General features: G+C 44.7%; 27 protein-coding genes. 11 read left to right on the top strand and 16 right to left on the bottom strand.

Annotated elements, in window-relative coordinates; genetic code table 11:
• Position 1: 1 nt before the first annotated feature.
• From VL525_RS19600 to VL525_RS19615, 4 genes are read right to left on the bottom strand one after another with little or no spacing between them, the layout of a single operon-like run.
• Positions 2-1,279, bottom strand: coding sequence for a hypothetical protein (locus tag VL525_RS19600; RefSeq protein WP_325388824.1), 1,278 nt, complete (start codon positions 1,277-1,279; stop codon positions 2-4).
• Positions 1,280-1,309: 30 nt separating this feature from the next.
• Positions 1,310-2,578: a hypothetical protein gene (locus VL525_RS19605; RefSeq protein ID WP_325388826.1), complete on the bottom strand. Its 1,269-nt coding sequence runs from the start codon at positions 2,576-2,578 to the stop codon at positions 1,310-1,312.
• Between the two features lie 32 nt (positions 2,579-2,610).
• Positions 2,611-3,876 carry a hypothetical protein gene (locus tag VL525_RS19610; protein ID WP_325388828.1) on the bottom strand — a complete coding sequence of 422 codons (1,266 nt, stop codon included), beginning with the start codon at positions 3,874-3,876 and terminating at the stop codon, positions 2,611-2,613.
• Positions 3,877-3,902: 26 nt separating this feature from the next.
• Positions 3,903-4,667, bottom strand: a complete 765-nt coding sequence (locus VL525_RS19615) for a hypothetical protein (protein ID WP_325388830.1) — start codon at positions 4,665-4,667, stop codon at positions 3,903-3,905.
• A 117-nt stretch (positions 4,668-4,784) separates the two neighbouring features.
• Between VL525_RS19615 and VL525_RS19620 the strand changes: the two genes are divergently transcribed.
• A complete protein-coding gene (locus tag VL525_RS19620; protein WP_325388832.1) occupies positions 4,785-5,474 on the top strand; it encodes a VIT1/CCC1 transporter family protein in 690 nt (229 codons plus the stop codon).
• Between the two features lie 9 nt (positions 5,475-5,483).
• On the opposite strand, the gene VL525_RS19625 is transcribed toward VL525_RS19620, so the two are convergent.
• Positions 5,484-6,608: a TlpA disulfide reductase family protein gene (locus tag VL525_RS19625; protein ID WP_325388834.1), complete on the bottom strand. Its 1,125-nt coding sequence runs from the start codon at positions 6,606-6,608 to the stop codon at positions 5,484-5,486.
• A gap of 14 nt (positions 6,609-6,622) precedes the next feature.
• Entirely contained in the window at positions 6,623-7,144 is a 522-nt protein-coding gene (locus VL525_RS19630) for an NAD(P)H-dependent oxidoreductase (protein ID WP_325388836.1), read from the bottom strand.
• A 231-nt stretch (positions 7,145-7,375) separates the two neighbouring features.
• Here VL525_RS19630 and VL525_RS19635 point away from each other — a divergent pair, with 231 nt between their 5' ends.
• The 5 genes from VL525_RS19635 to lepB all read left to right on the top strand — a co-directional run bounded on the left by VL525_RS19635 (position 7,376) and on the right by lepB (position 12,090).
• Entirely contained in the window at positions 7,376-8,179 is an 804-nt protein-coding gene (locus VL525_RS19635) for a ParA family protein (protein WP_147031479.1), read from the top strand.
• 1 nt (position 8,180) lies between these two features.
• The gene (locus VL525_RS19640; RefSeq protein ID WP_325388839.1) at positions 8,181-9,083 is read left to right on the top strand and encodes a ParB/RepB/Spo0J family partition protein; all 903 of its coding nucleotides are present in this window, start codon (positions 8,181-8,183) and stop codon (positions 9,081-9,083) included.
• Between the two features lie 2 nt (positions 9,084-9,085).
• Positions 9,086-9,745 carry a DUF5683 domain-containing protein gene (locus tag VL525_RS19645; RefSeq protein ID WP_325388841.1) on the top strand — a complete coding sequence of 220 codons (660 nt, stop codon included), beginning with the start codon at positions 9,086-9,088 and terminating at the stop codon, positions 9,743-9,745.
• Positions 9,746-9,834: 89 nt separating this feature from the next.
• A complete protein-coding gene (dapB, locus tag VL525_RS19650) occupies positions 9,835-10,587 on the top strand; it encodes a 4-hydroxy-tetrahydrodipicolinate reductase (protein WP_325388843.1) in 753 nt (250 codons plus the stop codon).
• A gap of 27 nt (positions 10,588-10,614) precedes the next feature.
• Complete coding sequence (lepB, locus tag VL525_RS19655; RefSeq protein WP_325388845.1) at positions 10,615-12,090, top strand: signal peptidase I; 1,476 nt, start codon at positions 10,615-10,617, stop codon at positions 12,088-12,090.
• A 20-nt stretch (positions 12,091-12,110) separates the two neighbouring features.
• Here lepB and VL525_RS19660 read toward each other — a convergent pair whose 3' ends face one another.
• Positions 12,111-13,187 carry an Ldh family oxidoreductase gene (locus VL525_RS19660; RefSeq protein WP_325388847.1) on the bottom strand — a complete coding sequence of 359 codons (1,077 nt, stop codon included), beginning with the start codon at positions 13,185-13,187 and terminating at the stop codon, positions 12,111-12,113.
• A 60-nt stretch (positions 13,188-13,247) separates the two neighbouring features.
• Between VL525_RS19660 and VL525_RS19665 the strand changes: the two genes are divergently transcribed.
• Positions 13,248-14,429: a P1 family peptidase gene (locus tag VL525_RS19665; RefSeq protein WP_325388849.1), complete on the top strand. Its 1,182-nt coding sequence runs from the start codon at positions 13,248-13,250 to the stop codon at positions 14,427-14,429.
• A gap of 37 nt (positions 14,430-14,466) precedes the next feature.
• On the opposite strand, the gene VL525_RS19670 is transcribed toward VL525_RS19665, so the two are convergent.
• The 7 genes from VL525_RS19670 to rpmB all read right to left on the bottom strand — a co-directional run bounded on the left by VL525_RS19670 (position 14,467) and on the right by rpmB (position 20,026).
• Positions 14,467-15,006 carry an RBBP9/YdeN family alpha/beta hydrolase gene (locus VL525_RS19670; RefSeq protein ID WP_325388851.1) on the bottom strand — a complete coding sequence of 180 codons (540 nt, stop codon included), beginning with the start codon at positions 15,004-15,006 and terminating at the stop codon, positions 14,467-14,469.
• Positions 15,003-16,607 (bottom strand): bacillithiol biosynthesis cysteine-adding enzyme BshC, encoded by a 1,605-nt coding sequence (gene bshC / locus VL525_RS19675; protein WP_325388853.1) that lies wholly within the window; start codon positions 16,605-16,607, stop codon positions 15,003-15,005. Before bshC ends, VL525_RS19670 begins: the two co-directional genes overlap by 4 nt.
• A gap of 76 nt (positions 16,608-16,683) precedes the next feature.
• Positions 16,684-18,018, bottom strand: a complete 1,335-nt coding sequence (rimO, locus tag VL525_RS19680) for a 30S ribosomal protein S12 methylthiotransferase RimO (RefSeq protein ID WP_325388855.1) — start codon at positions 18,016-18,018, stop codon at positions 16,684-16,686.
• Positions 18,019-18,158: 140 nt separating this feature from the next.
• Positions 18,159-19,127: a signal recognition particle-docking protein FtsY gene (gene ftsY / locus VL525_RS19685; RefSeq protein ID WP_325388857.1), complete on the bottom strand. Its 969-nt coding sequence runs from the start codon at positions 19,125-19,127 to the stop codon at positions 18,159-18,161.
• Between the two features lie 164 nt (positions 19,128-19,291).
• A complete protein-coding gene (locus VL525_RS19690; RefSeq protein ID WP_325388859.1) occupies positions 19,292-19,456 on the bottom strand; it encodes a DUF4295 domain-containing protein in 165 nt (54 codons plus the stop codon).
• Positions 19,457-19,536: 80 nt separating this feature from the next.
• Positions 19,537-19,719, bottom strand: a complete 183-nt coding sequence (rpmG, locus tag VL525_RS19695) for a 50S ribosomal protein L33 (protein WP_074490316.1) — start codon at positions 19,717-19,719, stop codon at positions 19,537-19,539.
• 73 nt (positions 19,720-19,792) lie between these two features.
• Positions 19,793-20,026, bottom strand: coding sequence for a 50S ribosomal protein L28 (rpmB, locus tag VL525_RS19700; protein WP_147031464.1), 234 nt, complete (start codon positions 20,024-20,026; stop codon positions 19,793-19,795).
• Between the two features lie 1,089 nt (positions 20,027-21,115).
• On the opposite strand from rpmB, the gene acs reads away from it, so the two are divergent.
• From acs to lpxB, 4 genes are all read left to right on the top strand, one after another.
• Positions 21,116-23,017, top strand: a complete 1,902-nt coding sequence (gene acs, locus VL525_RS19705; RefSeq protein ID WP_325388869.1) for an acetate--CoA ligase — start codon at positions 21,116-21,118, stop codon at positions 23,015-23,017.
• A 78-nt stretch (positions 23,018-23,095) separates the two neighbouring features.
• Positions 23,096-23,281 (top strand): CsbD family protein, encoded by a 186-nt coding sequence (locus VL525_RS19710; RefSeq protein ID WP_147031460.1) that lies wholly within the window; start codon positions 23,096-23,098, stop codon positions 23,279-23,281.
• A 78-nt stretch (positions 23,282-23,359) separates the two neighbouring features.
• On the top strand, positions 23,360-24,133 hold the full coding sequence (surE, locus tag VL525_RS19715) for a 5'/3'-nucleotidase SurE (protein ID WP_325388872.1): 774 nt from the start codon (positions 23,360-23,362) through the stop codon (positions 24,131-24,133).
• Positions 24,134-24,138: 5 nt separating this feature from the next.
• The gene (gene lpxB / locus VL525_RS19720; protein ID WP_325388874.1) at positions 24,139-25,251 is read left to right on the top strand and encodes a lipid-A-disaccharide synthase; all 1,113 of its coding nucleotides are present in this window, start codon (positions 24,139-24,141) and stop codon (positions 25,249-25,251) included.
• A gap of 67 nt (positions 25,252-25,318) precedes the next feature.
• On the opposite strand, the gene VL525_RS19725 is transcribed toward lpxB, so the two are convergent.
• Positions 25,319-25,483, bottom strand: coding sequence for a hypothetical protein (locus VL525_RS19725; RefSeq protein WP_325388876.1), 165 nt, complete (start codon positions 25,481-25,483; stop codon positions 25,319-25,321).
• A gap of 46 nt (positions 25,484-25,529) precedes the next feature.
• Complete coding sequence (locus VL525_RS19730) at positions 25,530-25,709, bottom strand: hypothetical protein (RefSeq protein ID WP_325388878.1); 180 nt, start codon at positions 25,707-25,709, stop codon at positions 25,530-25,532.
• Between the last annotated feature and the right edge of the window lie 84 nt (positions 25,710-25,793).

Genomic DNA, 25,793 nt, shown 5'->3' on the forward strand with positions numbered 1-25,793 from the left:
ATTATTTTCCGCCGAAATAGAAATTTACGCCTGCAGAATAAGAAGTAATATCGCCTGAAAAGCGGGTATACTTGCCATCCGAGATAGCACTCGAAGCGACGTAGGATGCGTACAATTCAAAGCGTCCGCCGATAGCAACACCAGCTTTTATAGGAAATGTGATCCACAACTTGTCGAAATCCGGGTATTTATCCTGAATATTAGGCTGAAATGCATCAGAATCATACTTTGTTATTAGTTTGTAGTTGTTGTAAACTGAAAATGTTATGGCTGCGCCGGCATCAACAAATAGCTTTAATTGCTTTGTATTGTAGAAGTTGTAGATCAACTGAGGTGTAAACGAAGTATTAAACTGTTTGACATGTAATATAAAAGTGGCGCCCGTGGGTGTAGAATAAGGTTCGCGATAATCGTAATCATATTGGTGATAGTCTGCGCCCAACTCTGTCCTGATATAAAATCGCTGCACCCCCTTGAACGGGAAAAAGTCCATTCCCGTATTAAAGCGCGGGGTAAAGCGGCCGGTCAAAGGAGCATCAGCCAGGGGTATCGCTCCCTTATATTTCAGGCTATAATGATTAGCAGAAATTCCTGCAAACCATCTGATGCCGGAAGCTCCCTGGTTAACGTACCTTGCATCCGAACCACCATTTATCTTTGACACAATATTATTCAGTTCGTCCTCATTATAGTCGGCTTTGGAAATAGTGTTTCGTAAAAGGCTGTTACCCGGCCGATATTTCTGAGAAAGGTACAGCAATTGTGTCCGGTACCGCCTGATGTACACCATGGCGGTAAGTTCCTGCCGATCAAAGCGGGCATGAAAGCCCAGTTCTTCCGGTTCTTGAGAGTTATTGGTCTCGGAGATATAAAAACGCCGCTTAAGGCGATCTGTGTAACGATAAAGTGCCAGGTGCTGACCCTTTGAAATAATGCGCAAAAATACATTCTTTGGCAAGGTATCGGTAGGATGATTGTTTGCCGCATTCATGTCAAGCGAATCCATGCTTATCTTAACTATGTGGCGCTCGTAATATTCAAAGCTGTCCACGGCAAATGCCTTCGCATTGGTGATGTCAAATTCCTTTGCTTCGGCATCGTCAAGGCTGCTTTTAAAAGAAAACTGTTCCGGGTTTTTAGACCATTCCTTGTAATTGATAAAACCTTTTAAGGTGTCGCCTTGCGTATTAACCACATAGCCGGGTTTGTAATTACTTTGTGCCAATAACGTAAGGGGACAGATCAGAGCTATTATTATCGCTCCAACAATAGATTTCATAATTTAGATTGTGTTAGTTAACTTGAAATATTACTTTCTTTTAAATTCGAATAGATAGTTAAGGCCAACTTGCGCAACAGTTGAAGACAACTCGAAATATCCGCCGTTTGTATTGTTAACCGGGGTTTGATAACTACCGGTAATTACAAGGTTCCTGGTAAACTGAACGCCTGCCCTGAACATAAACGCGTTATCGCCTTTCTCAAAAACAAATGGATTGTTAGCAGCGATAAGCGCCTGGGACCCGTCATGATTTTGGGAACCGAAATAGACGTTAGAATAACTTAATTTATAAAAAATTAAACCCCCTCCAGCAAAAACTTTAAAATTATCCGTGTTGTAAAAATTATAAAGCACCTGTACCGATCCCGAAAGAGCCAGGTTATCGTAGGAAATTTCGGTAGGAGCATATGGCGATACTTTGCCAGTATATAAGGATTTATATTTAGCCTCACCGATCCCGACTTCAACCCTGAATTGCAGTTTCTTTGTAGCCGGGTTAGCGAACAAATTTATCCCCAATGACCCCTGGGGCAAATAGGATGTATATGACCTTGCACCTGCCAGGTATGCCTGGCTGCTATTACTGGGACTGGTTGTATTGACATTGACGCCGGCACCAATAAAGAAATTAATTGATGGACCGCTGTAGTGCGACTTGTTGTAATCGGTTTTGCTCACATGGTTTATCATGCTCACTATCTTAAGAATATCCGACTCAGTGTATTCAGAACGCCCGATATAAACTATTAAATTATCATTCAATTCATTGTGGATTAACGCCAAAGCGCTCAATTGTTTTTGAAAAGTATTTTCGGTTGTGGTCCTTGTTACCCTGAATATTAGTTCCTTAGGCTCACCCCCTGGAGTATCGCCTGCAAAAAAACGTTCCTTTATATCGTCTTTATAAGAATATAACGCCACTTTCGGACCTTTTTCCAGCTCTTTCATAAAAACTGTTGCTACCGCGAAACTGGTATCGCGCTCAGCCTCAGTTTTCACCTTGTCAGGGGAAGTCGGGTCCATGCTTATGCGTCCGGCATAAGTCCTGTACGATTCTATACCGGTGATACCAAATCCGGCAATATCCGAAGGGGCATATTTCTTTGGGTCGTTATCAGTAGCATCCTGCTTGAAATTGACGACGGTGGGGGTTCTATCCCATTCGCGATAATCAATAAATCCTTTAACGGTATCGCCTTTGGATGTCACCAAATAACCCGGTTTGTAATTACTTTGTGCGTTGGAAAGGAAAGGGATCAATAAGCCGGTCAGGAATAAAAAGTATACTTTTCTCATAATGTTATAATAAGGTTCAAATTTTCCTTTGGTTAAAAATAATAATTAAGCCCGGCCAGCAGCGGGTTTGTTTTTACAAGGAGATAATCATCCCTGCTAACTTTAGCCGGCGTAACATAATTTATAAAGACTCCCCAGTGTCCGCTAAATACGGTACCTGCTTTCAACATAATAGGCGTAGCAGCTTTGTATAAAAAATTCGGGGCATTTATAGGAGCGTTTTTAACTTGTGTACTTGCGTAGTTAAGGTCGTAAGTGGCATTCGAATACTTATACCACGTAAGCGCAAGTCCTGCGCCGCCATAAATTTTAAGGTTTTCGGTGCTATAGAAATTATATATAACCTGCGGAACTACCGCGCCCCAAAGTTGCGTGTAAGAATACCTGACCGGTACATAGGGCGACCCTGTGTAAATAGTGGATGATTTATATTGATCTGCGCTTAAAATAAACTCCATCCGGAATGCCAATCTCTTCGTTTTGGGATTTGCAAAAACATCGGCCCCAAAAGTGATACACGGCATGTACGAGTTGTAATTGACGCCGCCTGCTTTTTTATAGGCACCGAACGGTTTGGTGGCAGTTGCATTTAACCCCACTCCTGCAAACAGGTTAAGTTTGAATTTGCTGGTATATTTTGCTTTATAGTCCGCATACGACAAGCCATTGATCTTGCTGACTATTTTCAAGACATCCTCTTCATAATATCCGGTTCTGGCCATATCTGATTGCAAAGCATCATCATAAACATTGTATTTTACGGCCAGTGCGGTAAGCTGCTTCAAATAAGCATTATCATTTACCTCTACCTGCCGGGCAAACTGACCTCCATTATTCTCCATTTTATAGTATACCTTGTGCACCATTTCCCTGATGCCTGGCTGTGAATTTTCTTCTAAAAAAAGCCTCATTTTGATATTGTCAACATAAGAGAACAGGGACAACCTGCTTCCCTTTTGTAACACCTTTAAAAAAACAGTATTATTTATAAAAGCGCTGTCCCTGTGGTCGGTAACCGGCGGGTCTATGCTTATCGGACCAGTGTAGCTTTGATAAGCGTCCAATCCATCAACATTAAAAAAAGCAATTTCAGCAGGTGTAAATTTTTTACTTTGGCTTCCGCCGCTCGTCTTAAAGGTAATTGTATTGGGATTTGAAAGCCATTCGCGATAATCTATCGCACCCATAATTGTATCGCCTTTAGCGTTAACTATGTACCCCGGTTTGTAATTGCTTTGTGCGCTTGCTGCCAGGCTCATTAAAATTAAAACAGGCAATAAGGTTAAGGTTAGTTTCATTAATTTTTGAAATATTTTATAAGATGTTAGTGATGCATAACTGAGAAAGTCAGATATGCCGCAACCGCAAAGGCAGCCACCATGATGATCAGCTTTGTCTTTGGCGGCCTGGCCAGCTGATTTCCCTTTGCCGGGTCTGGCCCGGTATATCCGTTGATCTTATCAGCTATGTGTTCGATGTTGTCTTCGTTATAGCTTGCATTGGCAATATCAGTCATAAGGCCATCATCTGCTTTTCCATATTTTTCGGCCAGCACTGTTAATTGTTTTTTATAGGTGGCTTCGTTGACGGTATTACTTGAATGATTTAATTTAAATTCATTGTCTTTAAAATATATTCTAAAAATAAGTTCAGTAGGCTCTGTATGACCGTCGGCAACAAAAAACCTTGTTTTTAAAGCATCTCCATAAGAATAAAGCGTAATATTTTTGCCCTTTCTTAATATCTTAAAAAATACTGTGTCTGTCTTAAAGCTTGTATCGCGTAAAGTGGTGATGTTATCGATCTTAATATCATCCATTGAAATTGGCCCGCTGTATCTTTGAAAATCAAGCGGATAACCAATATCAATACTAAAATACTTCACATCGGCAGCCGAATACTTATTAACTTTCGCATTGGCATCGGTCTTAAACCGGATAACACGGGGTGAGTTTTCGGTCCTTATGTATTTCACAAACCCTTTTAACGTATCGCCATTGTTGGTAACAACATACCCGGGCAAGTAACCTTGCGCTAATGAACTTAATGAAAGTAAGAGTGCGGGAAATAAAAGTTTAAGATATCTCATATACAAAAAGTTTAGGTGACACAAATATAAGTTTTTATACAACATTCCACTAATTCAGACTAATCATAAATAACGCTTTGATAACCAAAGACATCAACAATATTGTACTTTTAGATCATGCACCATGAACATCATTTAAAAAGCTCGGATACTATTCGCGACATTGTGATCGGGATGTCCGACGGGTTAACCGTTCCATTTGCACTTGCCGCGGGTTTGAGCGGCGCGAGCGCTCATTCGGGTATTGTGGTTACGGCCGGCATTGCCGAAATCGTTGCCGGTTCAATTGCTATGGGGCTTGGGGGTTTCCTCGCGGGAAAAACGGAATCTGACCATTATGCATCGGAATTGCAGCGCGAATACGAGGAAGTTGAACGCGTGCCCGAGCAGGAAAAAATGGAGGTTAAGGAAGTTTTTGCCAATTTCGGACTGTCCGAAAAGCTGCAAAACGAGGTGGCAGATGAAATGGCAAAGGACAAGGATAAATGGGTCGACTTTATGATGAAGTATGAGCTTGGTCTTGAAAAGCCCGAAGAAAACCGCGCCCGGCAAAGTGCCATTACCATTGGGATTTCATACATTGTTGGCGGTATTATTCCCTTGTCACCATACTTTTTTGTCGACGACTCGCAGCGGGCGTTGTACTACTCCTGTGCCATTACAATGGTATGCTTATTCGTTTTCGGCTATTTCAAAAGCAAAGTTACCGGGCAGCCGCCATTTTCCGGCGCTTTAAAAGTGCTTATCATAGGCGCACTGGCAGCCGCAGCCGCTTTTGGAATGGCGAAACTGATAAACGGGAAGTAACGAAAAAGGTTATTTGGTACCGCTATCTATCATAGCGGCTAATTGGGTCTGCAAGTCATTTGAATACCCGACATAGCTCCCGGCGATATAACCCTGTTTATTTATGATATAAAATGCCGGATACCCCTCAAAAGGATATATGTTACGCACCGTTTTGTCAGTTGTGAAGCTTGGAATTTCAATGCCGTTGATCTTATTATGTTTCAAAACTGAAGCCGCATTATCCACCGGGTAAACCATAGCAATGATAACGCTGCTATTACGATATTTTTCCTGTAATTTCTTCAAAACCTGCTCCGCATCTATACAATGAGGGCAACCTACAAAGTCGAAACTTAATAATACCGTTTTATCTTTTAACGTTTGGGCCGGTAACAATTCGCCTTTTAAATCATAGAGCCTCAACCCGGGGGCCTTTACTCCATTTGCTAATGGTTCGATATGTTTTTTCTCCCACAAATGGTAGTCGGGTGGTATAACAGCCGATGACAGATCTGGGAAATGCTTATCGTTAAGGATCAAGTTTTTAAAATGATGTTCTTCCATCAATCCTATTAGGGTGCCCGCATCATCCAGTCCGCGGCTGGTTTCCCTGATACTAAATGGCAAAAAGGTTTGTTTATCTATAACAATATCATCCGTCGTAAACGTCCGCTCATTCTTTTCGACCGAGTCTTTAACACGTACCCGGAAATGATAATAGGTTTTATCGGCTATTGTAGTATCACGCAGTTTGTTAATGTCCAGATTGCGCTTCAGACAGTCATTTATCTGGCGGCTCCAATAAAGCAGCGTACGGGTAGACTGCCCATTTTCAGCATCGTCAAAAATCTTATAAGTTCTATCCGTTTTATCAAGGACGACCAGTTTGCTCCCATCAAATGAATAGGTCAGGTCCTTTTCAACAACCTTATAAAAACCGCCCTTTTTTGATCCACTGATCCCGTGCGAAATATATACGTTATTGATATTGGTATCAGTGTTTTCCTGGAAAGACCATTTGTTTTCTAAAACATCGGTATAGCTGATATTTTTATAAGAATTTATTCTTTGCGCAGTTTTTTCAAGTATTTGGGCATCGGTATTTATGCAGGCGACGCAAGTGAGAACCAGGAAACCTAAAAACTTTTTCATTCACTTTTAACGTATCAAAATTTAATAAATTTTTCAATCTGCTCATTTGTAAAGCGCAGTGTGTCCTCTTTAAAGAATTTGCCATCAGCATCCAGTTCTTTATGGATCGAAGCGATATGGATCTTCAACGGCATAACATTCAGGTGAATGTAGTGGCACACTCCCGTAAAATGGTCGACCCCCCTGATGTTACCGTACTTACCCGACGATATCCCCACCAGCGCGGCCTTTTTATCGTAAAAACTCTCCGGGAATGCGCATGCATCAATAAAGGTTTTTAACACGCCCGGGTAACTGCCGTTGTATTCGGGTATAATAAAAATAAACTTGTCAGTCTGCGTTATTATCTCCTGTATCGGTTCAAATTCTTTACTCCGGTTGCCGTAAAGGTCGGTTTGAATGAGGTTAGCCGGTAATTGCGCAAGCGACAGCAACCCGGCTTCAACACCTTTTTCGCGGAGTTTTTCCTGGTAATATTGCGCCACTTTGAGTGTCGAACTGCCCGGGCGGTTTGTGGATGATAGGATGGTGATCATGTAGTCAATTATTGAATGACTGAATTATTAAGTTATTGATTTGGCCGCAGCTAAACATTCAATAATTCATTAATTCAATAAAACAGTCATTGTTTTGTTTGTAAGTTAACGTAAGCTGTGGATTTCTGAATGGTATAATTACGTATCTTTACCGGCGGTAAAAATACTATTTCGAAAACAGAAATTTAGTTTCATTTTTGCCCGGCCCGTAATAAAATTGGAGTATACAGAATGAGTAAAATAATTGCTTTAGCCAACCAGAAAGGCGGCGTAGGGAAAACTACATCATCCATAAACCTGGCCGCAAGTTTGGCGGTGTTGGAGTATAAGACACTATTGGTCGACGCCGATCCGCAGGCTAATTCAACATCGGGCATAGGGTATGATCCGCGCACGATCAAGAACAGCATTTATGAATGCGTGATCAACAATGTCGACCCGCACGAGGCCATTCAAAAAACTGAAACACCAAATCTCGACCTGCTGCCGGCACATATCGACCTCGTGGGCGCCGAGATAGAAATGATAAACCTGACCGACCGCGAGTACAAAATGAAAGCGGTGCTTGACGGCTTGCGCAGCGAGTATGATTTTATCATCATCGACTGTTCACCGTCTTTGGGCCTCATCACCATCAACGCCTTAACCGCGGCCGATTCGGTGATCATACCGGTACAGTGCGAGTACTTCGCTTTGGAAGGGTTGGGCAAATTACTGAACACCATCAAGATCGTTCAAACACGTTTAAATACCACACTTGAAATTGAAGGCATCCTGCTTACTATGTACGATGTAAGGCTGCGCCTGTCTAACCAGGTAGTTGAAGAGGTGCGTAACCATTTCGAGGATATGGTTTTTGACACCATCATACAGCGCAACACGCGTTTGAGCGAAGCGCCAAGCTTTGGCATGTCGGTAATTATGCACGATGCCAATTGCAAAGGAGCTATTAACTATTTGAACCTGGCGCGCGAAATAGTGCGCAAGAACGGCATGCTGAAAGGCGAAACTGTAGCGACAACAGAAACTATATAAAATGAGTGCAGAGAAGAGAAATGCTTTGGGAAAGGGATTAAGTGCCCTGCTGAATGATTCTGTAAGCGTACTACCGAACAAAAATGACTTTGGAACAGGAACGCCCGAGGTAAACCCGATGGGCTCTGTTAATGAAATAAAAATTACTGAAATAGAAGTTAACCCATTTCAGCCACGTACCGATTTTGATGCTGATGCGTTGACCGAATTGGCCGATTCCATCAAATTACAAGGATTAATTCAACCCATCACCGTAAGGCGTGTTAGTGCGCATCGTTACCAGTTGATATCGGGCGAACGCCGCCTGCGGGCATCAAAACTGGCAGGATTAACAGCAATACCTGCCTATGTACGCACCGCCAACGACCAGCAAATGCTGGAGATGGCGCTGATAGAAAATATACAACGCGAAAACCTGAACGCCATTGAAGTTGCGCTTAGTTTTCAGCGGATGATAGAAGAATGCAACCTGAAGCAGGATGAACTTGGCGAACGGGTGAGCAAGAACCGTTCGACCGTGACAAACTACCTTCGGTTGTTAAAATTACCCCCTACTATCCAGGCTTCTATCCGCGACGGACAGGTAAGTATGGGGCACGCCCGCGCACTCATCACAATAAATGACCCGGATAAACAGTTATACATCCATAAACTGATCACAAAAGATGGGTTGTCTGTTAGAAAGGTGGAGGAACTGGCGCGCGAATTGCAAAGGCCGGTAAAAAAGGAAGGCAAACAACCCGAACCGTTATCGTTCCAGGTACAGAAAATACAGGCTGACCTGGCTTCGAAATTTAGTACGCAAGTTAAACTTAAAGTAAACAGCCAGGGTAAAGGTTCGATCGAGATCCCTTTCTTGTCGGAAGATGATCTTAGCCGAATCCTCGAAATGCTGGATTGGTAAGAATGTACAAATTTCTGTTCCTTGTTTGGTGCATGAGCGCACTGGTTTTTGTAGCAAAGGCCCAAAAACCCGACACCGTTGTTTCAAAAACAAAGGCCGACAGCCTGAACGCAAAGCGCGATTCCATTAACAATGCGCGGAAATATGTCCCTCCCATAACCAAAGGCAAGGTTTATCATCCCGATTCAACTCATAGCCCGCATAAAGCGCTCATTCGCTCGGCTATCATACCTGGCTGGGGGCAGCTATATAATCACCGCTGGTGGAAAGTACCCTTTATTTATGCAGGTATCGGGCTTTTGGGCGATGCCATTGTTTACAACCAGCATTATTACAAAATTTTCTTAAAAGAAGCGCAGCTTCGCGAAAAGGGGCTTACGGATGGTCTTTTGCCGGAATATGCACAAGTTTCTACTGCCGATATTATAAACGCCCAGGACGGCTACCGGCGCAACCGCGACCTTTGTATCCTTGCTACGCTGGGGGCCTGGGGCATACAGATGATAGACGCCTACGTAGATGCCAAGTTCATCCAGCGGTTTACGATGGATAATGACTTATCATTTAAAATAAAACCGGGTTTCATCAATCAACCCTCATACGCATTTAACGGGCTGGGCAATTATTACCCGGCGGTAACCGTTACCTTTACCCTCCGGTAGTATGCAGGCATAAAATTGTTATCTCCCTGAAACAAACAAAGCAAAATTTATAGCTACCTTAGGCGGTTTATAACAGAATACTATAGTTGATGAATATTGCACTACTGGGCTACGGCAAAATGGGTAAGATCATTGAAAAGATCGCGACCGACCGCAAGCATGAGATCGTTCTAAAAATAGATTTTTATAACCAGCAGGACCTCACCGTAGAAAATCTTAAAAAAGCCGATGTGGTGATCGAATTCAGTACGCCGGGCTCTGTGTTAGACAACATCCAAAAGTGCTTTGATGCAGGGGTGCCTATAGTGGTAGGAACAACCGGCTGGTACGAGCACTTGCCCGAACTGAAAAAGAAATGCCTGGATGGCGGCCACACCATGCTTTATGCATCAAATTTCAGCGTGGGTGTCAATATCTTTTTCCATGTTAACAAGGTACTGGCAAAGCTGATGAATAATTATCCGTATTATGATGTGCAGGTGGAAGAGATCCACCATATGCAAAAACTGGATTCGCCCAGCGGAACCGCCATCACCATAGCTGAAGGTATCATCGAAAATACCGATTCCAAAAAGGAATGGGTGAATATATTAACATCAGAAGGCGATGAGACCAATGATGAAAACATCAAAAACGACCAGTTATTGATCGAATCGTTCCGTATCGACAGCGTACCCGGCACCCACACCGTTATTTACGATTCGGAAGTTGATTCTATCGAATTTAAACATACCGCCCACAATCGCAATGGCTTTGCTTTAGGGGCAGTATTGGCTGCCGAATGGGTCCACAGCAAAAAGGGCTTCTTTTCGGTTGAGGAGATGTTCGATTTTGGAATATAAAATATAGATCAATTAAAAAAAACGCAAGTGAATATCATTGAACTAATCCTTTTCCTCGCACTATTTATCATACTACCCTACATTGGGCTTTATAAACTATTTGAAAAAGCAGGCGAAGCCGGATGGAAAGCCGTTATACCTGTTTTCAGCATGTACATGCGGATCAAACTTAGCGGCAGGCCCGGCTGGTGGCTGGTGCTTTACCTCATCCCCGGTTTGGGTATCCTGGTGGCGATGGGCATTATGGTGGATTTCATGAAATCATTTGGCAAATTCCGCTTTCGCGACCACGCAGCAGGTATCTTACTTCCTTTTATCTACCTGGTAAAATGGGGAAATGACAAGGAAACGAAATACCTCGGCCCCGCAACAACACCCGAATTCAAAGAAAAATACCAGAAATCATTAAAAAAATCCACCACCCGCGAGTGGACGGAGGCTATCATATTCGCAGTTGTGGCGGCTACCCTGATCAGGACATTTTTTATCGAGGCTTATACTATACCCACGCCATCCATGGAGCGGTCGTTGCTGGTGGGCGATTTCCTTTTTGTAAGTAAAGTAAACTATGGTCCGCGCCTGCCTGAAACCCCGGTGTCCTTCCCATTTGCACACAATACCATGCCGATAATAAATACAAAATCCTATTGGGATGGTATTAAATTACCTTATTATCGGCTGCCCGGCTTAAGTGACATAAAAAGGGGCGATGTGGTGGTATTCAACTACCCTATGGATGCCGATTCGCCTTTATACCGCCCGGTTGACAAACAGGAAAACTATATCAAACGCTGCCAGGGAACGCCGGGCGATACTTTAAGCGTGGTGAACGCGCAGGTATACGTAAATGGTAAAGCAGCACCTGACGCCCCGGGGCAGCAGATAGACTATACGGTTAACACAAGCGGGGTCGACCTTAACCCGCAGGTGAAGGACGACCTGGGGATTTCCGATTACGGCAATGGCTATATGACCATGCCGCAAAGCGCCGCAAATACGCTGAGGACTTATTCCAATGTTAAATTGATATACCCGAACATAGCGCATAAAGGCGATGATCCGGACCCGAATAACCAGGTGTTCCCCTCAAACCCATATTACCCCGCTTTCCGTGCCCTGCCGGGTAAATTGCACGACTATAAATGGAACCAGGATAACTATGGCCCTATTATTATTCCCAAAAAAGGTTGGACCGTAAAGCTTGACAGCGTCACCTTTCCTTTGTATGCCCGGGCAATAGAGGTTTACGAGAACAACAAATTAGAAATAAAGGGGAGCGATATTTATATAAACGGCCAAAAGACCGACAGCTACACCTTCAAAATGAATTATTACTGGATGATGGGCGATAACCGCCACGATTCGGCCGATAGCCGCTATTGGGGATTTGTGCCCGAGGACCATATTGTAGGCCGCGCCCTGTTTGTCTGGATGAGTTGGGACGATAAAGCGGATTTCCTGCACAAGATCAGGTGGAGCAGGTTGTTCAGGGGAGTGAATTAAACCAATGTTGGATTTCGGATTTATTGAATGCGATTAATTCCGAAACGTTCCGCTAACCCATTCAAATCGTTAACGACGGCGTCCACCAAAGGGATGCCGTTTGCTTTTCTATCTGCTTCGGCTGCTACTTCAGGTTCGCCGGGAATGATGACTTTCTGATCGGGGTCGATAGTTGCTGACGATTTGAACCGCTCTATCCAGTTATCGAGGTGCGATTTGAACTCATCAACCGGCCTAAAGCCATCCACACGCATGGCACCTACAAAGTGCCCTATTCCTGCTCCTACCGGGTGATTTGGAGGCTCCAAAAACGCCACGAACGGCGGAACCCACGGACCATAATTTGCCCCCGACAGCACCGCCGAAAGAATATCGACCGTAGCGCTTAAGCCAAACCCTTTATGGCTGCCATGCTCCGGGTCGCCGCCAAGCGGAAGCAATGAACCTCCTGATTTTAAAGCATGTGGATCGGTTGTACTGTTTCCCTGTTTATCCTGTATCCATCCCTCCGGCACTTGTTTTCCTAAACGCTGCGCTATTTCCAGTTTGCCATTCGCCGCAGCAGATGTTGCCATATCAACAATTACCGGCGGATATTTGCCGGCAGGAAAAGCATAACACATAGGGTTGGTACCCAATAAGCGTTCGCTTGAATAGGTAGGTGAAACAAGCGGGCTTGCGTTGGTCATGGCAAAGCCGATCATATCCTTTTCAACAGCCATCAGGGCGTGATAACCGGCAATGCCAAAGTGATTTGAATTGCGCACGGAAACCCACCCCGAACCATATAGCTCCGCCTTTTCAATGGCTACCTTCATGGCGAAAGGCGCCACTACCAGGCCAAGCCCGGCATCACCGTCAACGGTAGCCGTAGTAGGTGTTTGATGAACGATCCTGACATTGGGGTTGGTATTGATACGCTTCTTTTCCCAAAGCCTTACGTAACCCGTCAACCGCGCCACACCGTGCGAGTCAATTCCCCGCAGATCAGATCTGAGCAAAACATCGGCAGCCAGGCTTGCATGTTCCTCGCTGCATCCCATTGCCAGGAAAATATTTTCGGTAAAGTTTCTTAAAACTGGTTCGGTTACAAGCATCGCCGCAAATATAATCTATTTAAAAATTGCCTATATTTAAATAATTCAACCCGCATCCTTATGTTTCACAACCGCAAAACCATTTTTATTTTTATCGTGCTGTCAGTATCGGTCAATTTATTATTTGGCCAAAAACCGCGGGCGCGTGACATAGGCATCCCTTTTGAAGGCACTCCCGGTAAATGGAACGCCATTACCGACGTACCAGGTGTCGAGGTGGGCTATAGCACTATCATCAGCGGCTCGGGTAAGAACATCCTTGGCAAAGGGCCTGTGCGAACGGGCGTTACTGCGATATTCCCGAATGGCAAGGTAAATCATCACCCGGTATTTGCGAATTGGTACACGCTGAACGGCAACGGGGAAATGACCGGCACCACCTGGCTCACCGAGTCGGGCTTTTTGGAAACACCGGTGATGATAACCAACACCAATAGCGTCGGAGTGGTGCGCGATGCCGTATTGAAATGGTTTGTGGATAAAAACTGGTATGGCAACGAGCAATACTGGTACACCTATCCGGTAGTTGCCGAAACCTATGATGGCGCGCTTAATGACATCTACGGTTTCCAGGTAAAGGAAAGCAATGCCTGGGAGGCGATGAATAACGCCGCATCCGGACCAATAAAGGAGGGCAATATCGGCGGCGGAACGGGTATGATGTGCCTGGGATTTAAAGGCGGAACTGGTACGGCCTCGCGTGTGGTCACTATCAATGGTAAAAATTATACGCTGGGTGTTTTGGTACAGTCAAATTTCGGCAGGAAAAAGAACCTGACCATAGCCGGTGTCCCGGTGGGACAGGAATTGAAAGACACTTTAAACTACGAAATAAAGGCGGCCCCGCAATCCAAACGGCAGGAGGGCGATGGCAGCATTATCGTCATTTTAGCTACGGATGCGCCGCTGCTGCCGCATCAGCTCAAAAGATTGGCCGAAAGAGTCGCCCTTGGCGTGGGTAAGGTTGGTGGCCGCGGCGAAAATAGTTCGGGAGATATATTTCTTGCGTTTTCAACCGCCAACCCGGATGCTTTTAACCGGAACAAATCCACGCAGATCGAAATGATCCCAAACGACCTGTGCAACCCGCTATATGAAGCAACCGTGCAATCTGTTGAAGAAGCCATCATCAACGCCATGGTTGCCGCCGATACGATGGAAGGCATCAACGGTAATAAAGCCTATGCCCTGCCCCATGATGCGGTAATGAGATCATTGAGAAAGCATGGGATGGTGAAGTGAGGCGAAAGGTTGAAAGCTTAAAGGAGAAAGGTTGATGTTACAAACTATCTAATCGTTTTAATATCGTCAACCCGTGCTCCCACTCCCCGAAACCCGAGGCTACATTGATATGCCCCGCTTCACCAATATTGATAAAATCGCTGCCCCAGGCATCAGCAAATTGCTTCGCCCTTTCCAGGGTAACGAAATGATCATTGGAGCTTGTTACAACTATGGATGGGAAAGGCAATTCAATCATTGGCACAGGCGCAAAACCTGTTGTTCCACCAGGAAAGCTTGCAGCATCAGCGTCGGCGGGTGCTACCAATAAAGCGCCTTTTATAATCACATTATATTTTTGTACCCAGTGCATGAAAGCCACACAAGCCGCGCTGTGGGCAACAACGATCAGATTTGACGGCACGAAATTCTGAACATGATTATTTATTGCCTCAACCCACTCCGCACAATTCGGCGTATCCCAATCCCGTTGCTCCACACGGGTAAAACCGTGTTCTTTTTCCCATAGGGATTGCCAGTGCGCCGGGCCTGAGCCGCCGATACCGGGGATGGTTAAGATGGTAGATTGGAAATTCATTTCTCTGTCAGTACCGTAAACTTAAAGTCCAGCGGCTCAAAGTGTTTGATGAGTTGCTCAATAAACTCCTGCCCCCATTTTACATAGAACAGTCCGAAATTTTCGGTACGCTCCTGTAGGCTGTCTTTTGGGAAAAGCTCTGCCCGTACATGGTCTATCTGTTCCAGCCGGGTTTGGTAATGCTGCTTTTCAGCCCTGATCAGTTTCTTTTCCAGGTTATTGATGGCGTGTTCCAGGCGAGCCTGCACCGCTGCGGTGGCGGGCACTAAGGTTTGATCAACTTTGGATGACACTTTCTTTATCTTTTCAAAAAGCAGTTGGAAATCTTTCAATTCGCCCTGTAGCGACAATTGGTGTTCGCTATGTTTTTTGATCCAGTCGTTTTTTATTGCGTCCGTGCTTTTGAACAGGTCGCAGGAATCCAGTTCCATACGCTGTATTTTTGCAGCGGCCCTTTTTGATATAACGAGGCCCGAATTACGCAGTATGAGCACCGGCAGGTCAACCTTATAATGATCAAAGTTTGATTTGAGTTCCAACCAGTAAACCACCTCGGCCCCACCGCCTATGTAAGCGATATTCGGCAAAATGTATTCCTGGTAAAGCGGGCGCATTACGACATTAGGGCTGAAGCGTTCGGGGTAATTTTTTATCTCCAGTATCAATTCTTCTTTCGAAAAGCTGATCTCGGTGTTCAGCACTTTATATTGATCGTCTTCAAAAACGATCCTTTCGCGCAGCCCGTCCGCCAGGTAAAAGAAGTTGATCTCGCGGGGATTCACCTGTATATGGACACCAAGTTTCACCAACTCTTCGTTAGTAGCCGATATATTTTTAAAGCTATTTTCCTCAATAATATCCTGCTCGATAATATGTGCGAATTGTTGTTTAAGGCGATGATCGTCCGCATCGATAATAACAAGTCCGTATTGTCCGAAAAGTGCATTTACCAGGTAACGGGTTGCGTCGGCCAGCTTATCAAAACCTGAATAGGCCTTTTCAACTATTTCAGCTAATTCTGCAGCATGATGCTCCAGTCCCAAAACGCCTTTATATTGGTTCAAAGCCTGCCGCATGGTATCCGGGTTGATGCGGCCGGTAGCACCGGTTGCTTCGTACCACCAATGCACCTTTTTACCGCCGATATTAGTATAATTTATCTCGGCAAAATCATGATCTTCCGATGCCATCCAGTAAACCGGCACAAAATTTTTATCCGGAAAAGCTTCTTTTAACTGCCTGGCCAGTTTTATCGCGGTAACTATCTTATAGATAAAGTAAAGCGGCCCGGCGAAGATATTCAACTGGTGCCCGGTGGTTATGGTATAGGTATTGGATTCTTTTAACAGGGAAATATTATCGTGTACTAATTTCGAATTTCGAATGTTCAATGTCGAAATTGGCTCATATTGTATCGTTAGCACTTCTGCCAGGATCTTTCGGTCAGCCGTAACCTTTTCGTCTTTAAGTATTTGCTGAAAGCCGTCGATATCGGGCCTATAGCTATAAAAAGGCCTTAATTCAGGCTTATCTTCCAGATAATCAATAACCGTTTGTGAGAAAAAGCCGGTGTCTTTATAGTTTATACAGGAAGCCTCCATATGTCGGATTTCGAATTTTCAATTTCGAATTTAGATTTTATAATCTGAATACGAATAAAGGCAGCTTAAAAAGAGGTTATTTTACAATTTGTCCATAAAGATCGAAGTCTTCGGCGCTGTCTATCTTTACATTAACAAAGCTACCGACGGTGGCGTAATGCTTATCCGCAGCAATCAAAACCTCGTTGTCAACCTCGGGCGAGTCATATTCTGTACGTCCGACAAAGTATCCCCCGTCCTTTTTATCTATCAGCACTTTGTAAGTTTGGCCTACTTTCTCCTGGTTCTTTTCAAAAGATATACCCTGCTGAATCTCCATAATGGCATCAGCACGCTCCTGCTTTACTTCATCCGGCACATCATCAACCAGGCTATGTGCGTGGGTTTTTTCTTCGTGCGAATAGGTGAAACACCCAAGGCGGTCAAAACGGGTATCGGCCACCCATTGCTGCATTTCCTCAAAATCACGTTCAGTTTCGCCGGGATACCCGGTTATCAGCGTAGTACGCATAGCAATACCCGGGACTTTATCGCGTATTTGGTTCACCAAGTCAATGGTTTTTTGCTTGGTTGTCCCGCGGCGCATCGACTTGAGCATATCGTCGCTGATGTGCTGCAAAGGCATATCCAGGTATTTGCAGATGTTTTCGCGCTCATTCATGGCATCCAGTATTTCCATTGGGAAACCGGACGGGTAAGCGTATTGAAGCCGTATCCATTCGATGCCATTCACATCCGACAATCGGCGCAAAAGGTCATCGAGATTGCGTTTGCCATACAGGTCGAGGCCGTAATAGGTCAGGTCCTGGGCAATTAATATCAGCTCTTTGGTGCCGTTTTTAGCAAGATTTTTTGCTTCGGTTACCAGCTCTTCCATCGGTTTGCTCACATGCTTACCCCGCATCAGCGGAATGGCGCAAAACGAGCAGGGGCGGTTACAGCCCTCGGCAATTTTAAAATAAGCAAAATGGGATGGTGTGGTTAACAGGCGTTCGCCTATCAGTTCATGTTTGTAATTCGCGCCAACAGATTGCAGCAGGTTTTGAAGATCATTGGTACCAAACCACGAATCGACATTGGTGATCTCAGCTTCCAGTTCAGGCTTATAACGTTCGGACAGGCAGCCGGTAACGATAACCTTACCTATTTTACCCTGCTCCTTCAGTTCGCTGTATTGCAGGATGGTATCGATAGATTCCTGCTTGGCGTTATCGATAAAACCGCAGGTGTTGATAACAACGATATCATTTTTGCTCACCTTGTCAGCTTCATGCACCACGTCGAAGCTATTACCTTTCAGCTGACCCATTAGAACTTCGGAGTCATATATATTTTTGGAACAGCCCAACGTTACGACGTTGACACGTGGTTTTGAAATAGTTGGCTGATTAATAATTCCCTTCGTCTTCATATATACACTATATCATTGCGTTTATTGCCTCACCCCGCCCCTCTCCAAAGGAGAGGGAGAATTAAATCCTCTCCTTTGGAGAGGATTTAGGTGAGGCGACTATTCCGCTTCGTCCTACTTCCTCGCCGTTCCGTTCTTTTTTATTGTTGTTTAAATAAACTATCAACAAACGCTTTCCTATCAAACAACTGCAAATGATCCATCCCTTCACCTACACCTATATACTTTACCGGTATCCTGAACTGATCGGATATACCGATTACCACGCCGCCTTTAGCAGTACCATCCAGTTTGGTTAAGGCCAGCGCGTTAACTGCGGTAGCCTCGGTAAATTGTTTGCATTGTTCAATGGCGTTTTGCCCGGTCGAGGCATCCAGCACCAGCAAAATCTCATGCGGCGCACCCGGAACAACCTTTTCCATTACGTTTTTGATCTTCGTAAGCTCGTTCATCAGGCCCACTTTGTTATGCAAACGGCCCGCGGTATCAATAATAGCCACATCATCGCCATTGGCAACTGCCGAACGCAGCGTATCGTAAGCTACCGATGCCGGGTCGGAACCCATAGCCTGGGCCACAACCTTCACACCTACCTTTTCGCCCCAAAGCTGTATCTGGTCGACCGCTGCTGCGCGGAAAGTATCTGCCGCGCCTATCACCACTTTATTGCCCGCTTGTTTTAGCTTGTGCGCCAGTTTGCCAATGGTAGTGGTTTTACCAACGCCATTTACGCCAACCACCATAATAACGTAAGGCTTTTGATTGCCATATTCAAAACTGGTAAAATCGTTACTGTTGTTTTCGGCCAGCAGATGCTGTATCTCATCGCGGAGCAACGAGTTCAGTTCCGTAGTGTTAACATATTTGTCGCGCGCCACGCGGTCCTGTATACGCTTGATGATCTTGAGCGTGGTACTAACGCCAACGTCTGATGTTACCAGCACTTCCTCTAAATCGTCCAGCACATCATCATCCACGGTGGATTTGCCGGCAACTACTTTAGTGATCTTGGAGAAAAAGCTATCCTTGGTTTTTTCCAGGCCGGTATCCAGCGCCTCCTGTTCCTGCGGCGTAGCTTCCTTTTTCTTAAAAAAATCGAATAATCCCATTTTTTGGCCTCACCTGATCCTCTCCAAGGGAGAGGACTTTTTAATTGGTTTATCTCGAACTGCCTCTGCAACTCCCTCTCCTTTGGAGAGGGCCGGGGTGAGGCCTAACAAAAAAAGCCACCTCGTTGATACAAGACGGCTTCCATATCTTTCGGATCAAAGGATTATCCTTTGGTACCTTCTGTGATCGCGTCTTTTACGTGATCGTTATGTACAATTACTTCTTTGAATGAGTAAGCACCTGTTTTTGGCGATTTAGCCATGGTGATCACTTTTGAGTATTCTTTGCCTTTGCCTGTCTTCAGCGTTGCAACTACTTTCTTTGCCATGTCTTTTTAATTATTGATTTGATGAATTATTGAATTATTGATTTGATTAACCCAATCAACTATTCAACTCAATCAATTTATTATTTAATTTCCTTATGTACGGTCACTTTCCTTAATACCGGGTTGAATTTCTTCAATTCCAGTCTTTCAGTTGTATTCTTCTTGTTCTTGGTAGTGATATAACGGGACATGCCCGGCATACCGCTTTCTTTATGCTCGGTGCACTCTAAAATTACCTGAACCCTGTTGCCTTTCTTTGCCATCTTTTTAATTATTGAGTGATTGAATTATTGAATTACTGATTGAACTTAATCAATCATTCAAATAATCAACCTATTAAATATACCCTTTTTTAACGTATTTATTAATGCAGGCAGTAATACCATTCTTGCTGATGGTTTTAACGGCCGAAGTAGATACTTTCAAAGTGATCCACTTATCTTCTTCAGGAATATAAAACTTCTTCAGCTTTAAATTTGGGTGAAACCTGCGTTTAGTTTTAACATTTGAGTTAGAAACGTTATTACCAACCAGTGAGCCTTTTCCTGTTAAATCACAAACTCTTGACATGACAAATATGATTAATATAATCCCTCTTCTTAAAAGAGTTTGCAAATATCAGGATTTTGATTCAAATAGGCAACAGGGATTTGAAAAAAATATTTACAATAATCAATTAATTATAAAACTCCGTCATCGCGAGGAACGAAGCGATCTCTGCACATGCTGATCATGAATCAGCGAGCTGTCGTTGAGATGTGTGTCAACCGGTCACCGCCAACTTAATTTGGGCGTTGCCGCCGATAGAAGCGGCCCGCGCTTTCCATTCATACGCCTGCAGGCCTTATGCGCAAAGGCCGGTATCCATTTCAATCGCTAACGCATTGTCCGAACTATGATTTAAATGATTGAGTGAATACTATGGCACCGGGACCAATTGAAATCATAGTCCATCAAAAAATCAATGCAATCATAGTTTATACAGCTATCCGGCATTAATAGCAGGTGATTTTGCGCGTGACTATTTGGCCTTTAATTATCTTTCTTTTAAATGGAGCATACCATCCTACAGGGCTTAGTGTACCCAAAAGAATATTCTTCATTTCATTATTATACAGATTTACGCGTAACCTGCTGATAAAAAACAATTTTGCAAGCGAAGGAATAGTCACTCAACCGCGCCGAAAGGCCTGTTTAAGCATCCTTTGGCTTTTTTTGGCATTTTCCTGATTTTAAGGTACAAAAAACAGCATAAAAATGGCTGTTTCGTGAACACCTAAGCAATTGACAACCAGATCGATACCAAAAGGGTGTTCACGAAAATGCTCAAAATGGGGCACTTTTTGGTGTTTTGAAAAGTTGGAGATGTTGACTGTCAGTTAGTTACGCCCGAATGCGCCTGGCAAGCGGCGGTAGCATGAACACTTAGTGTATTTAGTTTGGCAATGCAAAAGCCACGAAAACAGGAAAGATAAATATCAGCCTGCAAAAGACATAACTGAGACAAGCGATATCTATAAGATATAAATTTAATATACCGTTTAAGTAGATTTTTACTATTTTTCACCCACCAATTTTACTTGACAATATTCTGCAGGGCTTAATGAGGCGATCAGGCATTAAGTAACCCAAACATTTTACCAATTTATAACCACGATCATGAAAATTACTTCGTTCGACGAGTACCAAAAAGCCTACAAAAGAAGCGTTGACAACCCCGAGGAGTTCTGGGCCGATATTGCCGGCAATTTTCAATGGCGCAAGCCCTGGATAAAAACGCTGGAATGGAACTTTACCGAACCGAACGTAAAATGGTTCATAGGCGGCAAACTGAATATTACCGAGAACTGCCTCGACCGTCACCTGGAAAAGCTGGGCGATAAACCGGCAATTATTTGGGAACCGAACGACCCAACCGAGGACCACCGCGTACTAACCTATAAACAACTGCACGAAAAGGTTTGCCAGTTTGCCAATGTATTGAAAAACAATGGTGCCAAAAAAGGCGACCGTATTTGCATTTATATGCCTATGGTGCCCGAACTGGCTATTGCCGTTCTGGCCTGCGCCCGTATAGGTGCGATACATTCTGTAGTGTTCGGTGGCTTTTCGGCGCAATCCATTGCCGACAGGATACAGGATGCACAATGCAATATCGTGATCACGGCCGATGGCGGTTTCCGCGGAACAAAAGAGATACCGTTGAAAAATGTGATCGACGATGCGCTGGTTCAATGCCCGTCGGTGAAGAAAGTGATCGTACTTACCCGCAGCCGTACCCCAATTTCCATGCTGAAAGGGCGCGACCTGTGGTGGGAAGACGAGATAAAAAAAGTGGAGACCCAGGGAAATACCAGTTGCATAGCAGAAGAGATGGACGCCGAGGATATGCTGTTCATCCTATACACTTCCGGCTCGACAGGTAAACCCAAAGGCGTGGTACATACCTGCGGCGGCTACATGGTTTACGCTGGGTATACCTTTGCTAATGTGTTCCAGTACAACCCGGGCGAGATCTTTTTCTGTACCGCCGATATCGGCTGGATAACCGGGCACTCCTATATTGTATATGGCCCGCTATCGCAGGGCGCGACTACATTCATGTTCGAGGGTATTCCTACCTGGCCAAATCCGGGACGTTTCTGGGAAATTGTGGAAGAATACAAGGTCAATATATTATACACTGCCCCTACCGCCATCCGGTCGCTGATGAGTTTTGGTACCGATGTGGTAAAGGATAAAGACCTGAGCTCACTCAAAAAATTAGGCTCAGTAGGCGAACCTATAAATGAAGAGGCCTGGCATTGGTTCGATGAGAACGTGGGTCATAAAAATTGCCCGATAGTGGATACCTGGTGGCAAACTGAAACTGGTGGTATTATGATATCGCCTATAGCCGGCGTCACTAAAACCAAACCCACTTTCGCCACGTTGCCTCTTCCCGGTGTTCAGCCGGTTTTGGTTGATGAGCATGGAGAAGAAGTACATGGTAACGGGGTAAGCGGCTTTTTATGCATCAAATTCCCATGGCCCGGCATGCTGCGCACTACTTATGGCGACCATGAGCGCTGCCGCCAAACCTACTTCTCGGCTTACAAAGGCAAATACTTTACCGGCGACGGCTGCCTGCGCGATGAGGATGGCTACTACCGTATTACCGGCCGTGTTGACGATGTGCTGAATGTTTCCGGTCACCGTATTGGCACCGCCGAGGTAGAAAACGCTATAAACATGCACGCCAGCGTGGTGGAATCGGCGGTAGTTGGTTACCCGCACGACATTAAAGGCCAAGGTGTTTACGCTTTCGTGGTAAGCCCCAACAAACACGGCGACGAGGAGCTTACCCGCAAGGATATTTTAATGACCGTTACCCGTATCATCGGCGCCATAGCCAAACCGGACAAGATACAGTTCGTAACCGGTTTGCCCAAGACGCGCTCGGGCAAGATCATGCGTCGTATCCTGCGTAAAATAGCTGAGGGCGATACCAGCAATTTAGGTGACACGTCTACCCTGCTCGACCCGACAATTGTCGAGGAGATCAAAGACGGGGCGTTGTGAGAGAATATGATTTCTGCCTTTTAATTTAAACCAAATGATACTACAGATGTTCTCCAAATACATCTAACAAATAACATCATGGATAAATTACAATTAAAAGGCGCCTGGAATGAGACGAAGGGCAAGATCAAACAAGCCTACGGGGACCTTACAGATGACGACTTAGTGCGCGAAGAGGGAAAAGACGACGAACTGCTGGGTAAACTCCAGAAAAAGACCGGCAAAGGCCGCGACGAACTCGTCAAATGGATCAATAGTTTATAAAAACACAAGGCCTTCGGAAAATCCGGAGGCTTTTTAGTTTTATTCCTTACTTAAACTCATAAAGACTAATTTTGCCGCATGAGTTCTACCCGCCCCACCATTCTTGTCGTAAACGATGATGGCATTACCGCACCCGGCATCAAGGCCCTTATGCATGCAATGAAAGAGCTTGGCAAAGTGGTAGTAGTAGCTCCGGATAGTCCGCAGTCGGGTATGGGCCATGCCATCACCATCGGCAGCCCGCTTCGGCTGGATAAGATGGAACTGTATGAAGACATTGAAAGTTATAGCTGCTCGGGCACCCCGGTCGATTGCGTAAAGCTGGCTGTTACCAAAATATTCAAAGGTAAAAAGCCCGACCTGTGTGTTTCCGGGATCAACCATGGATTGAATAATTCGATCAATATTCTTTATTCAGGCACCATGTCGGCAGCGGTTGAGGGGGCTATTGAAAGCATTCCATCTATCGGCTTTTCTTTAGATGACTATACGCTGCAGGCCGATTTCAGCCATTGTATCAAATTCGTAAAAGAAATTGCACAGCAGGTTTTGCAAAACGGCTTGCCGGCGGCTACTCTGCTCAACGTAAACTTCCCCAATACGCATCATATCAAAGGAATTAAAATATGCCGTCAGGCCAATGCCAAATGGGCCGAGGAGTTTGACGAACGCCATGATCCCTATAAGCGGCCTTATTACTGGCTGACAGGCGTATTCCAGGTGAACGATAAAGGCGAAGACACCGATGTTTGGGCGCTGGAAAACCATTATGCATCGGTAGTGCCGGTGCAGTTTGACATGACAGCACATCACGCCATCCCGTTGCTGAATAATTGGAAATTCAATACCTGAAGGCTATGAAATATTACCTCGTAGCCGGCGAAGCATCGGGCGACCTGCACGGAGCCAACCTTATGAAGGCTTTAAAGGAAAAAGACCCTAAAGCCGACTTTCGTTTTTACGGCGGTGATAAAATGGCGGCCGAGGGGGGCGAGTTAGTAAAACATTATGCCGAAATGGCCTTTATGGGCTTTATTGAGGTAGCCCTCAACCTGCGGACGATATCTAAAAACCTGGCAGCCTGCAAAAATGATATTGACAGCTGGCGGCCGGATGTTTTGGTACTGATCGATTTCCCCGGGTTTAACTTGCGCATTGCCGAGTTCGCGAAGTCAAAAGGTTTGCTGGTATGCTATTATATATCGCCCAAGGTTTGGGCCTGGAACCAGAAACGGGTACTGAAGATCAAACGGATAGTTGATCACTTATTCTGCATCCTGCCTTTCGAGGTGGATTTTTATAAAGGATGGGGGATGGACGTTGATTATGTGGGTAATCCCTTACTGGACGCAATTGCAGAATTTAAAGCCGATGCGGCTTTCCGGAAAACGCATAAACTTAGCGATAAAAAGATTATTGCTTTACTGCCCGGCAGCCGCAGGCAGGAGATCAGTCGCTTACTACCCGACATGGTTGCTGTTGCTGAAAAATGGCCGGACTACGAATTTGTGATAGCGGGCGCACCGTCTTTTACCGTTGAATATTATGATCAATATTTAAAAGACACGAAGCTTACCCTAGTATTTGATGCGACTTACGACCTGCTGACAAATGCTCATGCCGCCATTGTTGCATCTGGCACCGCTACACTCGAAACAGCACTATTTGATGTGCCACAGGTGGTTGTATATAAAGGGGCGCCTATTTCTATCGCCATAGCGCGAATGCTGGTGAAAATAAAATTCATTTCGCTGGTTAATCTAATTATGAACAAATTGGTGGTGACGGAACTAATACAACAGGACTGTAATCCGCAACGAATAAATTCAGAATTAGGTTTGATAATAGAAGGCGGCTCCAATCGGCAGCAAATGCTGGTCGATTATCAAAATCTCCACGAAAAAATGGGAAAACCGGGGGCATCGGCGCGAACGGCAGAACTGATCATCAAATACAGTTCAAAAAAATAAGGCCACGTAACACGCGGCCTTACCCCTCATAGTTTTCAAAAGAATTTAATATGTAGATATATAGTGATCAGGCTACTGACAAGCGAACTTGTGCACGCGCCCGTGGATTGCTGTGAATAAACTTTTCCTTAAAACCTCTTATGCTGTTCAAATCGTTCAGCAATAATGCTCTAAGCTCATTATCAAAGCGGTCTACCAGTTTGTTAGTCGAAGATTTTGTATGGCTTTTCATAAAATTGTTGTTTTTAGGTTGTTACAGTTTTTACCTATATACGTAATCAGTTCTGTTTAGGTTTATCTATATGATCTTTTTCTGTCAGGTTATCCTTCCGCCGCTTCGCTTCCTCATACTGCCTTACGATCTGTTCTTTATCGCGGCCATCTGAAGTATCTTCAGGGCTTTGTGGATTTTTCCACTCCTGCTCTCCGGCTCCGGTATTTTCCTTTTTTACGATCATCTTCTCGATAAACCTGTTTGCAGTACCCCCAAATCAGTGCCAGAATTCGCCCTCGGGGCATTGCAACGACACTTTTTAAGCAGG

The sequence above is a fragment of the Mucilaginibacter sp. genome, assembly GCF_035492695.1.
In the GTDB taxonomy this organism is placed as follows: domain Bacteria; phylum Bacteroidota; class Bacteroidia; order Sphingobacteriales; family Sphingobacteriaceae; genus Mucilaginibacter.